The organism is Pseudomonas sp. B21-023, from assembly GCF_024749165.1.
Classification (GTDB): domain Bacteria; phylum Pseudomonadota; class Gammaproteobacteria; order Pseudomonadales; family Pseudomonadaceae; genus Aquipseudomonas.
The window spans coordinates 3,484,363-3,495,611 of sequence record NZ_CP087190.1 but is presented as its reverse complement, the minus strand read 5'-3'; the positions used below and the strand labels follow the sequence as shown (position 1 = coordinate 3,495,611).

Annotated in this window: 9 protein-coding genes; 6 read left to right on the top strand and 3 right to left on the bottom strand. The window is 65.1% G+C overall.

What is annotated here, in order from left to right; all coding sequences use genetic code 11:
- Window positions 1-20: 20 nt before the first annotated feature.
- Window positions 21-1,445 (bottom strand): PLP-dependent aminotransferase family protein, encoded by a 1,425-nt coding sequence (locus LOY42_RS15595; protein ID WP_139671465.1) that lies wholly within the window; start codon window positions 1,443-1,445, stop codon window positions 21-23.
- A gap of 438 nt (window positions 1,446-1,883) precedes the next feature.
- Between LOY42_RS15595 and LOY42_RS15590 the strand changes: the two genes are divergently transcribed.
- Window positions 1,884-3,293 (top strand): amino acid permease, encoded by a 1,410-nt coding sequence (locus LOY42_RS15590; RefSeq protein WP_046856038.1) that lies wholly within the window; start codon window positions 1,884-1,886, stop codon window positions 3,291-3,293.
- Between the two features lie 143 nt (window positions 3,294-3,436).
- On the top strand, window positions 3,437-4,213 hold the full coding sequence (tam, locus tag LOY42_RS15585; protein ID WP_046856037.1) for a trans-aconitate 2-methyltransferase: 777 nt from the start codon (window positions 3,437-3,439) through the stop codon (window positions 4,211-4,213).
- Here tam and LOY42_RS15580 read toward each other — a convergent pair.
- Entirely contained in the window at window positions 4,190-4,564 is a 375-nt protein-coding gene (locus tag LOY42_RS15580) for a DUF2784 domain-containing protein (RefSeq protein ID WP_102685406.1), read from the bottom strand. The two genes, tam and LOY42_RS15580, sit on opposite strands and share 24 nt — an antisense overlap.
- 884 nt (window positions 4,565-5,448) lie before the next feature.
- Window positions 5,449-6,318: a LysR substrate-binding domain-containing protein gene (locus LOY42_RS15575; RefSeq protein ID WP_258598243.1), complete on the bottom strand. Its 870-nt coding sequence runs from the start codon at window positions 6,316-6,318 to the stop codon at window positions 5,449-5,451.
- A 246-nt stretch (window positions 6,319-6,564) separates the two neighbouring features.
- On the opposite strand from LOY42_RS15575, the gene LOY42_RS15570 reads away from it, so the two are divergent.
- The 4 genes from LOY42_RS15570 (at window position 6,565) to LOY42_RS15555 (ending at window position 11,174) form a co-directional block, all read left to right on the top strand.
- The gene (locus tag LOY42_RS15570; RefSeq protein ID WP_110701583.1) at window positions 6,565-7,881 is read left to right on the top strand and encodes an MFS transporter; all 1,317 of its coding nucleotides are present in this window, start codon (window positions 6,565-6,567) and stop codon (window positions 7,879-7,881) included.
- Window positions 7,882-7,895: 14 nt separating this feature from the next.
- Window positions 7,896-9,287 carry an FAD-dependent oxidoreductase gene (locus tag LOY42_RS15565; RefSeq protein WP_258598240.1) on the top strand — a complete coding sequence of 464 codons (1,392 nt, stop codon included), beginning with the start codon at window positions 7,896-7,898 and terminating at the stop codon, window positions 9,285-9,287.
- Window positions 9,288-9,392: 105 nt separating this feature from the next.
- Window positions 9,393-10,103 carry a YebC/PmpR family DNA-binding transcriptional regulator gene (locus LOY42_RS15560; protein ID WP_023631852.1) on the top strand — a complete coding sequence of 237 codons (711 nt, stop codon included), beginning with the start codon at window positions 9,393-9,395 and terminating at the stop codon, window positions 10,101-10,103.
- Window positions 10,104-10,229: 126 nt separating this feature from the next.
- Window positions 10,230-11,174: a LysR family transcriptional regulator gene (locus LOY42_RS15555; protein ID WP_258598238.1), complete on the top strand. Its 945-nt coding sequence runs from the start codon at window positions 10,230-10,232 to the stop codon at window positions 11,172-11,174.
- Window positions 11,175-11,249: the final 75 nt, after the last annotated feature.

The window sequence follows — 11,249 nt, the reverse complement described above, 5'->3', positions numbered from 1 at the left end:
GCAATGCGTGGGAAGTATGGTTACATCCCGCCCCGGCGTACATGCTTCACCAATACCTTCTCCAGCAACTCCCACATCGCCGGGTCGGTACTGAACGCCACGTTGAAGCGCATCCACCCGGTAGCCTTGGCATCGACCATGAACAACTGCCCGGGCCCGAGCATGATGCCTTTCTCCAGCGCATCGTCGAGCAGCGCGGCGCTGTCGGGGATCGCCGGATGGCGGGTCCAGATGTACATCCCCTCATCCGATTCGATGAACAGCTCGAAACCCAGCCGATGCAGGTGCCGGCCCACTTCCTGGTGCGCCTCGGCCAGGCGCTGGCGCAGGCGTTTGAGGTGCTTGCGCCAGCGGCCGTCGATGATCGCGGCGTACACCACCCGCTCCATCACCTGCGAGGTGGTCAGGCCCGAACGCATCTTCAGGTGCAGCAGTTGCTGGGTCAGCTCAGGGTTGGCCAGTAGGTAGCCGACGCGCACGTTGGGCGAGATGCTTTTCGAATAGCTGCCCACGTACACCACCTGCTGCAGGTGGTCGAGGCTCGCCAGGCAGGGCAGCGGGTCGGCGATCATGTCGGCGTAGAGGTTGTTCTCCACCAGGCGGAAACCATGCTGGCTGGCCAACTGCAACAGGCGGTGCAGCTGCGCCAGCGGGGTGCGCGAGCAGGTCGGGCTGTGCAGGTGCGGCTGGGTGAAGAAGGCCGTGGGGCGGTGGTGGGCCAGCAGGCGCTCGAGCTGGTCGAGGTCGTAGCCGGCCGGGGTGCGCGGCACGCCCACCAGGGTGGCGCCCTGGGTGCGCAGGATGCTCATCAGGTTGGGGTAGCCGGGGTCGTCCACCAGCACCACGTCGCCGGGGCGCACCAGGGTGCGCACGGCCAGGTCCAGGGCCTGGCTGGCACCGTGGGTGAGCATGAGTTGCGCCGGGTTGGCGACGATCGACAGTTCCTGCTGCAGGTTCTGCGCAGTCAATGCGCGCAATTCCGGCAGGCCCATGGGGTCGCCGTAGCCGGACAGCTCCAGCGGGCTGCCGGCGACCTGGCGCAGGCCACGGCGCAAGCCTTCTTCGTACATCCAGTCGTTGGGCAGCCAGCCGCAACCCGGTTTGAACGGCAGCTGGCGGATCTCGAAGATCTGCTGCAGGTACCATTCCGAGTTGAACGTGGGGCGGCTGGTATCGGCCTCGACGGAGTGCTTGTCCAGCAGATCGTTGGCCGCACGATTGACGAAGAACCCCGCATTGCCCTTGCTCACCAGCAACCCCTGGGCCACCAGGCGGTCGTAGGCCTCGACCACGGTGAAGGTGCTCACCGAGTAGGTCGAGGCGAACGCCCGGATCGACGGGACCTTCGCCCCGGGCTTGAGGGTCTGGTCGTCGATCAGCGCGCGCAAGCCGTCGATGATCTGGTTGACCAGCGGGGTGGAGGAGTCCGGATGTAGCTGGAGCATTCGGGGGCCTTCAGGTGTGCGGGACGCCAGGCGCCTGCGGGGCACAGCGGGTGTATTGCATCGGCGGCCTGTACAGTGCAGTGCGTTTTTCATGCCGCTGTGCATGGCTCAATGTGTTCGACATTTTTACATTACGTGTCAGATATAGCCAACACAGCACATGACAGCGCCATGAATAATCACAACATCGCTGCTTTACCGTCGAGGTCCGCCTCGCACCTTCTTCCCGCGTGGCCGGACGCTGCTCGTCCGTCCCCAGCATGGTTCAGTTCGTCCAGAGGGTCGCCTCTGGCCGCGTAAGCAGGCCGCCACGGATGGCCTGCGTGTGCTCGCGCACACCTCCCTGCCCGCAGTAGCACTGATGTACAGGTGAGACCGATAACCATCGGGGTTTCACAGTTTTTCCTTGGATAAAAAGAAGCACGGGGTAAATAACTGATGGACGCAACATCCACATCCACCACCGCGAAGGATGGGCACGAGAGCAAGCTCAGTGCCTCGCTCAAGTCGCGCCACCTGACGATGATGTCCATCGCCGGGGTGATCGGCGGCGCCTTGTTCGTCGGTTCCGGCAGCGTGATCCACAGCGCCGGCCCGGCGGCTGTCCTGGCATACCTGGCCGGCGGCATCCTGGTGGTGCTGATCATGCGCATGCTGGGTGAAATGGCGACTTCGTCGCCGGACACCGGCTCGTTCTCCACCTACGCCGACCGCGCCATTGGCCGTTGGGCCGGTTTCACCATCGGCTGGCTGTACTGGTGGTACTGGGTGATCCTCATGGCCTGGGAGGCCTACGTGGCGGGCAAGATCCTGCACGGCTTCTTCCCGGACGTGAGCGTCAACGTGTTCGTGCTGGCCACGACCCTGCTGCTGATCACCGTCAACTTCTTCAACGTCAAGCACTACGGCGAGTTCGAGTTCTGGTTCGCGCTGATCAAGGTGGTGGCGATCGTCTGCTTCCTGGTGGTGTGCACCGCCGCAGTGATGAACGTCTGGCAGTTCGGCGAGGTGCGCGGCATCAGCCACCTGACCGCCGAAGGCTTCATGCCCAACGGCATCACCACGGTGATCGGCGCCTTGCTGGGGGTGATGTTCGCCTTCCTCGGCGCCGAGATCGTCACCATCGCCGCCTCCGAAGCGAAGGACCCTGCCACCCAGATCGTCAAGGCGACCAACTCGGTGGTCTGGCGGGTGTGCCTGTTCTATGTCGGCTCGATCTTCCTGATCGTCTGCCTGGTGCCGTGGAACGACCCGCACCTGGGCGTCTCCGGTTATGGCGCCTACCGACGCACCCTGGAGCTGCTGGGCGTGCCGTATGCCGAGCTGCTGATGAACTTCGTGGTGCTGACCTCGGTGAGCAGCTGCCTGATCTCCGGCCACTACACCGCCTCGCGCATGCTGTTCTCCCTGGCCCAGCGTGGCGATGCGCCGCGCCTGTTCAAGTTCACCCGCACCGGCACCGGCGTACCGGTGAACGCGATCATCGGCTCGTGCCTGGTGGCAGTGTTCTGCGCGCTGATCAACTTCAGCGACACCCTGCGCCCGAAAGACGTGCTGGAAACGCTGATGAACACCACCGGCATGATCGCCCTGCTGGTGTACCTGGTGATTGCCTTCTCGCAACTGCGCATGCGTCGCAAGCTGGTGGCCGAGGGCAAGGAAGTGCGCCTGAAGATGTGGTTGTTCCCGTGGCTGACCTACCTGGTGATCGTGTTCATCGTGGCGGCGCTGGTGACCATGGCCTTCATGCCTGACTACCAGATCCTGGTGATCTCCACCGGCATCGCCGCGGCCATCGTGGTGGCCATGGGCGTGGTGCACCAGATGCGTACCGCCAAGCGTCACTGAATACGGTAGCGCCGCGCGCAACGGCCGGTACCCGTCAAGGGACCGGCCGTTTCCGTTTTCGCCTGCGCCAATCGGATCATCCCTACGCTGTGGGGTGCCGACATGGCTTATGCTGCACGCAATTGCCCTACAAGGAGTGTCCCATGTCCTGGTCCGCCACCCAGTATTCGCTGTTCGAAGACGAACGCACTCGCGCCGTACGCGACCTGCTTGCCGCCGTGCCGACGCGCCCGGTGCGCCACGCCACCGACCTTGGCTGCGGTCCGGGCAACTCCACCGAAGTGTTGCTGCAACGTTGCCCTGATGCGCAGGTCGTCGCCCTGGACAGCGATCCGGACATGGTCGACAAGGCCCGGCAGCGGCCACGGTTGAGCATTCCACGGGTGCGTTGCGAGATTGGCGAGATCGCCGGCTGGGCGGCCCAGGTGCCCCAGGACCTGATTCTTGCCAACGCTTCGCTGCAGTGGGTGCCGGACCATGCCAGCCTCTATCCGCATCTGGTGCGGCAGCTGAACGAAGGTGCGAGCCTGGCCGTGCAGACGCCGGACAACCTCGACGAGCCGGCTCATCGCCGCTTGCGCGAGATTGCCAGCCAAGGACCTTGGGCTGACAAGTTCGCTGACTTCAGCCTGCCGCCGCGGCACAACGCAGGTTTCTATTACGACCTGCTCAGCCCTTTGTGCGCGCGGGTGGATGTGTGGCGCACCACCTATCACCACCCCTTGATCGGTGGCGCCGAGGCGGTGGTGGAGTGGTTCAAGGGATCGGCGTTGCGGCCTTACCTGGCGCGGCTGGATGAGCAGGAACAGGCGGGTTTTCTGCAGTTGTACCTGCAGGCCATGCAGCATGACTACCCGGCGGCCAGCGACGGTCGGGTGTTGTTGCCGTTCCCGCGGCTATTTGTGGTGGCCACGCGATAGGTGCCATAGCACATAGGTGTAGATGCCGAGGTTGAGCGCCAGCACAATGGTGCCCAGCCACAGCTGGATCTGTGGGGTCAGGCCGGCGGGGTAGATCACGGGCCAGATGTAGTGTTCGACGAAACCGCCGTGGTAGCCGGCGTCGCCGGCGGCTTTACGCAGGTGGTTTTCCCAGTCGGTGAGGGGGCACTCCAGGTGCAGGCCTTCCACGGCCAGGCCCCAGGCTAGGGCGGGGAGGTGGATCAGCAGGGCGCGGCGGCGCCAGAGCACCAGCAGGCCGCCGAACAGGACGAGCAGGATGAACGAGAGGTGGAACAGGACCAGGGTGTCGGCGGCCAGGCGGTGGAACATGGTGGGTGGGGCCTTGCTGGGGGAGATGGGTTAGTTTGTCATGGTTTTTCGGTTTTTCGGTTTTTCGGTTTTTCGGTTTTGAGTTTGGGGTAATTGTTTTGATAGTTGTATGCGCATTCATTTGCGATGTCGACGCTTATTCACCTTTCCGCCCTTACGGCGGCTTACTTTGGTCTTGGCCAAAGTAAGCAAAGCCGTTGCGCTCCATTCATCCGGCCCTCCGCTTCGCTCCGGGTTCCCTCACTCCGGCCTTGCTCCCGGGAGGACCGCGCTGAACGCCCCATCCTGGGGCGCAGCGCTTGACGGGCATCCATGCCCGTCACCTCCCTCCGCAAGTCCTGCGTTCGGCCTCCTGAAGTCGCGAAGTTACGGGCGGCGCCTGCACTAGCGCAGCTAGTCGCTAGTTGCCATCGTGGGAACTCTGGAACACCATCGCGGGGCAAGCCTGCTCCCACGTTGAGTGATAGTTAAACTATCGTGGGAGCGGGCTTGCCCCGCGATGGCGTAATGAAGAACAACACTTCATCCACTAATAAACCAAAATATCTGCTCTTGATCTTGCTTCTAAGCGCGCGATAGTTCAGGCGCCACAAATTGCGACTTCAGGAGGCCGAGCGGAGTTCTTGCGAAGGGAGGTGACGGCCATGGATGGCCGTCAAGCGCTGCGCCCCAGGATGGGGCGTTCAGCGCGGTACTCCCGGGAGCAAGAACGGAGCGAGGGAACCCCGGAGCGAAGCGCAGGGGCCGTATGAACGGAGCCGAACGGTTTTGCCTACTTTGGCCAAGACCAAAGTAGGCCGCCGTAAGGGCGGAAAGGTGACTAAATGTCAGCACCGTCTACGAATGCGCATACAAGTCCCAAAACAATCACCCAGACCCAGACCCTAACCCCCCTCCAAAACCATCTCCAAAAACGTAGCCACCACCCGCCGCATCCGCTGTTCCTGCAAACACACCAACGTCTCCGTCAAATGCCGCTGACAATCCACAATCGGCAAAGCACAAACCCGAGCATCGGCCCCGAATTCAGCCGCGGACACCACCCCCACACCAATCCCCACGACCACCGCCTCCCGCGCCGCCTCCCGCCCTTCGACCTGGATCGCCGAGCGAATCCGCAACCCCGCCCGCTGCATCTCCTCCTCCAGCGTCTGCCGCGTCACCGACCCCGGCTCGCGCAGCACCAGCGGCGTATCGTCCAAGTCTGCCAGGCTGATCTGCCCACGGCTGGCCCAGGGATGCTGGTGCGAGACGAACGCCACCATCGGGTCGCGCCGCATCGGCACGCAGAACAGCCGCTCGTCATCGACATCGCACCCGAGCAGGGCCAGGTCAGCCTGGTAGCTGAACAGCCGCGCCAGCGACTCATCGGTGTTGCCGGTCTCGATCTTCACCTGGATCCCCGGATAGCGCTGGCAGAACCGGGCAATCTGCGGCAGCACATGCACTGGCGCGTCCACCGCCAGCGTCAGGCTGCCGGTGTGCAGGGCGCGTGAGTCCTGCAATAGCTCCTGGGCCTCGGCCTCGCAGGCGAACAGGCGCTGGGTGACGCCGAGCAGGCGCTCGCCCAGGTCGGTCAACTGCACCGAGCGTTTGTTGCGGTGAAACAGCAAAACGCCAAAGCGCTCCTCCAGTTTGCGCACCTGGTCGGACACCGCCGGCTGGGTGAGAAACAGCTTTTGCGCCGCGCGGGTAAAGCTGCCTTGCTCGGCAACCGCGTGGAAGGCCTTGAGTTGAGCGTGGGAAACCGACATCGAACACTCCGCTTACAAGCTGGGCTTATGTGTGAAATACGATAAATCGATTTTATTTATCAGTCAGCAGCTGTTTCCATGTGTTTCAACCCGACGCCTCTGCCACGAGCAGCGGCATGTCGGCCATGGCGGCACCACCGCCATCTGACCAGGTGACGTCCCTCCGTCACGCAGTGCGCAACACAACAACAAGACAGGCGTTTCTTCACATTCTGCCGGCACACTCAAACAAGAGGTCAGAGTCAAATGAACCAATCCCTGGGCGCCATCAAGCGCTGGCGCGTGCAGATTTTCGCGATCACCTGGCTGGCCTATGCCGCCTTCTACTTCACCCGCAAGGCCTTCTCGGTGGCCAAGCTCGGCATCGGCGAAGACCCGACCTTCATGCTGGACAAGGCCGCCATGGCCAACCTCGACGCCATCTACCTGGCCGCTTACGCCGTGGGCCAGTTCACCTGGGGCATGCTCGCCGATCGCTTCGGGCCGCGCGTGGTGGTGCTCGGCGGGCTGCTGATCTCGTCGGCCGCCGCGGTGGTGATGGGCAGTTACGCAACCTTCCCGATCTTCGCTACCTGCATGCTGGTCCAGGGGCTGGCGCAGTCCACCGGCTGGGCGGGCTTGTGCAAGAACATCGGCAGTTTCTTCCCGGCGTCCCAGCGCGGACGGGTACTGGGGCTGTGGAGTTCGTGCTACGCCTTCGGTGGCCTGGTGGCCTCGCCGTTCGCCGGCTGGTGGGCCTACACCCTGGTCGGCACCTGGCACGCGGCATTCTTCTCCAGTGCCGTGGTGGTGGCCGTGGTGGCGGTGCTGTTCTTCATCTTCCAGCGCAACAAGCCCGAGGACGTCGGCCTGCCGGCGGTGGAGCCCGAGCCACAGAGCATGGCCCCAGGGGCGAACCTGTGCAGCGTGTGGGCGCCGTTGCGCGAGATCCTGCGCAACCGCACGGTGCTGACCCTGGGCCTGGCCTACTTCATGCTCAAGCCGGCGCGCTACGCCATCCTGCTGTGGGGGCCGGTGATCGTCTTCGAGCAGATGCCCTCGGTGGGCAAGGTCGGCGCGGCGATCATTCCCACGGCGTTCGAGCTGGCCGGGCTGCTCGGGCCGATCCTCATCGGCCTGGCCTCGGACAAGCTGTTCGGTGCCCGGCGCATGCCGGCCTGCGTGATCAGCCTGGTGCTGCTGACCCTGACCCTGGCCGGCTTCATGGCGGCGATGCACAGCGGTAGCGTGGCGCTGGTGGTGGCCTTGCTGTTCGTCATGGGCCTGACCCTCTACGGCCCGGACTCGATGATCAGCGGCGCCGCGGCCATCGACTTCGGCACGGCCAAGGCCGGCGCCACCGCGGCCGGTTTCGTCAACGGCTGCGGCTCGGTGGGCGCGGTGCTTGGCGGCTTGCTGCCGGGCTACTTCGACAGCGTCACGGTATTCATCGTCTTCGCCGGCACCGCGCTGTTCTCCGCCCTGGTGCTGCTGCCGCACTGGAACAGCCGGCCGGCGACGGCCCCCCAGGCCACCGACGTGGCCCCCAATACCGGCATGGCGATCAAGCCACTGCGTACCTAGAGGAAAGCGAGCAGATGAGACCCTTCTGGCTGCAACAGGCCCTGGACCAGGAAGACGAGGCCCTGTGCCCGCCGCTCGCCGGCGATGCGCGCTGCGACGTGTGCATCGTCGGCGGTGGCTACACCGGGTTGTGGACTGCCTTGATGATCAAGGAACAGGCGCCGCAGCTGGAGGTGCTGCTGATCGAGGCCGACATCTGCGGCGCCGGGGCCAGCGGGCGCAACGGTGGCTGCGCGCTGTCCTGGTCGGCCAAGTACTTCACCCTCGAACGGTTGTTCGGGGTGGCCGAGGCGGTGCGCCTGGTGGGCGAGTCCGAACGCAGCATCGGCGCCATCGGCGAGTTCTGCGCGGCCAATGGCATCCGCTGCGACTTCCGCATGGACGGCACGCTCTACACCGCCACCAACCAGGCCCAGCTCGGCGGCACCGATGCGGTGATCGCCGCGCTGGAGCGCCACGGCATCAACTCGTTCCAGCGCCTGGCGCTGGAACAGGTGCAGCGCCTGGCCGGCTCCCAGCGGCATCTGGAGGGCTGGTACTCGCCGGCCGCGGCCACGGTACAGCCGGGGCGTCTGGTGCGCGGCTTGCGCCGGGTAGCCTTGCAGCGTGGCGTGCGCATCCACGAAGGCACGGCGATGACCGGCCTGGAGCATGGCGCGCCGGCACAGGTGCGCACCCGGGCCGGCACCATCCGCGCCGACCGCGTGGTGTTGGGCCTCAATGCCTGGATGGCGCGGGCTTTCCCGCAGTTCGAGCGCAGCGTGGCGATCGTCTCCAGCGACATGGTCATCACCGAGCCGTGCCCCGAGCTGCTGCGTCAGATCGGCCTGGACAGCGGCGTCAGCGTGCTCGACTCGCGGATCTTCGTGCACTACTACCACAACACCTCCGACGGTCGGCTGATGCTCGGCAAGGGCGGCAATACCTTTGCCTACGGCGGGCGCATGCTGCCGGTGTTCGACCAGCCGTCGCCGTATCAGCCGTTGCTGCGTGACAGCCTGGCCGAGTTCTTCCCGGCGCTGGCTGAGGTGCCGTTGGCGGCGAGCTGGAACGGGCCGTCGGACCGCTCGGTGACCGGCCTGCCGTTCTTTGGCCGGCTCGATGGGCAGGGCAACGTGTTCTATGGCTTCGGCTATTCGGGCAGCGGGGTGGGGCCGTGTCACATGGGCGGGCAGATCCTCTCGTCGCTGGCCTTGGGGCTGGACAACGCCTGGACCCGCTCGCCGCTGGTCAAGGGTCCGCTGGGGCGTTTCCCGCCGGAGCCGGTGCGCTACCTGGGGTCGCTGATGGTGCGCAACGCCATTCGCCGCAAGGAGCGCGCCGAAGACCGCGGCGTGCGTCCACGCGGGCTGGATGTGCGCCTGGCGAAGTTCGCGGCGGCGGCGGGGAAGGCCGACAAGGGCTGAAGCTGATGCGATTTCTTGTCGAACCCGGTGCGCAGGGCGTATAAACTCTCCCCACTTTTTGGCCGGTCGCTTCCTGAACCGGCCGCTGAAACAAAGAGAGTCGATATGGGCGCACAGTGGAAAGCCAAGCATAGAGAAACGGCGGCCAACGCCAAGGGCAAGATCATGGGCAAGCTGGCCAAGGAGATCCAGATCGCCGCCAAGTCCGGCGCCGACCCGGACATGAACCCGCGCCTGCGCCTGGCCATCGTCCAGGCCAAGAAAGCCTCGATGACCCGTGAGACGCTGGAACGCGCGATCAAGAAAGGCGCCGGTCTGGACGGCGAGGCCGTGCAGTACCATGCCGTCAGCTATGAAGGCTTCGCGCCGCACCAGGTGCCGCTGATCGTCGAGTGCCTGACCGACAACGTCAACCGCACCGTGGCGCAGATCCGCGTTTTGTTCCGCAAGGGCCAGCTGGGTGCCAGCGGTTCGGTGGCCTGGGACTTCAACCACGTCGGCCTGATCGAGGCGACCCCGGAAGGCGACGCCGACCCGGAAATGGCAGCCATCGAAGCCGGTGCCCAGGACTTCGAGGACGGCGAGGAAGAGGGTTCGACCCTGTTCATCACCGATACCACCGACCTTGATGCCGTGCAGAAGGCCCTGCCCGAGCATGGCTTCACCGTCACCTCGGCGAAGATTGGCTACACCCCGAAAAACCCGGTGAGTGCGGCCAGCCTGAGCGCCGAAGCCTTGGCCGAGGTCGAGGCCTTCCTCGAGGCCATCGACGAGAACGAAGACGTGCAGAACGTCTATGTTGGCCTGACTGACTGATTGGTGCTTCAGGGGCCGCTCTGCGGCCCAATCGCCGGCAAGCCGGCTCCCACAGGGTTGCGCAGATGCCTGTGGGAGCCGGCTTGCCGGCGATGAGGCCTTTAGACTCACCCAAGGGGAGCTTGCATGAACCCCACCTTCGCCTCCCTCAGCCTCGCCCACCTGCGCACCCTCGACTGCCTCCTGCAGCTGAAGAACCTCAGCCACGCCGCCGAGCGCCTGGGCTGCAGCCAATCGGCGCTGAGCCGCCAGCTGGCCAGCCTGCGCGAGGCTTTCGACGACCCGCTGCTGGTGCGCCAGGGGCGTGGCTATGTGCTCAGCGAACACGCCGAAACGCTGGTCGAGCCATTGCGCCAGGTACTGGACGAGCTCAACACCCTGCGCCAGCCCGCAGCGTTCGACCCGGCGCGCTGCGAACGGCGCTTCTGCCTGGCGGCATCGGACTACGTGGCTGAACATATGCTGCCGCAGCTGGTGAAAGCGTTGGAGCAGGAGGCGCCAGGGGTATCGCTGGAATACCGCACTTGGCAGGCCGGGCAGTACGCCTTGCTCGCCAGCGGCGAGATCGACCTGGCCACCACGCTGTTCGATGAGTCGCCACCTAACCTGCACGGTCGGCTGCTGGGCGAGGATCGGGCGGTGTGCCTGATGCGCCATGACCATCCGCTGAGCGCCCGCGCCGAACTGAGCCAGGATGACTACCTGGCCTTCAAGCACGTGCGGGTGTCCGGTGGCGGCGACAAGGACAGTTTCATCGACCGCCATCTGCGTGCCCAGGGGCTGCAACGGCGCGTCAGCCTGGAGGTGCCGTTCTTCAGCGCGATGGTCCAGGTGGTCGGCAACGGCCAGGCGCTGGCCACGGTGCCCGAGCATATCGCCCGGCAACTGGCGCGGTTGCATGGGCTGAGCTGGCGGCCGATGGGCTTTGTCGAGCACACCCAGCGTTACTGGGTGGTATGGCATCAGCGTCTGCAGGCCTCGGCCGAACATCGCTGGCTGCGTAACCGGGTGTTCGAGGTGTGGCGCCAGTCGCAGTTCGGCGTGCAGGGTGGGCATGCGCCTTTGCCATAGCAGCTATGCGTGAAGCGGGGTTATTCGGCGGGTGATGGAGGCCTAGACTGCGAGGTATTGTCAGCCAGGAGACCG

Coding starts and splice junctions, on each gene's coding strand:
- tam (WP_046856037.1), top strand. CDS start 3,437: ATGTCCTGGTCCGCCACCCAGTATTCGCTGTTCGAAGACGAACGCACT.
- LOY42_RS15575 (WP_258598243.1), bottom strand. CDS start 6,318: ATGTCGGTTTCCCACGCTCAACTCAAGGCCTTCCACGCGGTTGCCGAG.
- LOY42_RS15590 (WP_046856038.1), top strand. CDS start 1,884: ATGGACGCAACATCCACATCCACCACCGCGAAGGATGGGCACGAGAGC.
- LOY42_RS15570 (WP_110701583.1), top strand. CDS start 6,565: ATGAACCAATCCCTGGGCGCCATCAAGCGCTGGCGCGTGCAGATTTTC.
- LOY42_RS15580 (WP_102685406.1), bottom strand. CDS start 4,564: ATGTTCCACCGCCTGGCCGCCGACACCCTGGTCCTGTTCCACCTCTCG.
- LOY42_RS15555 (WP_258598238.1), top strand. CDS start 10,230: ATGAACCCCACCTTCGCCTCCCTCAGCCTCGCCCACCTGCGCACCCTC.
- LOY42_RS15565 (WP_258598240.1), top strand. CDS start 7,896: ATGAGACCCTTCTGGCTGCAACAGGCCCTGGACCAGGAAGACGAGGCC.
- LOY42_RS15560 (WP_023631852.1), top strand. CDS start 9,393: ATGGGCGCACAGTGGAAAGCCAAGCATAGAGAAACGGCGGCCAACGCC.
- LOY42_RS15595 (WP_139671465.1), bottom strand. CDS start 1,445: ATGCTCCAGCTACATCCGGACTCCTCCACCCCGCTGGTCAACCAGATC.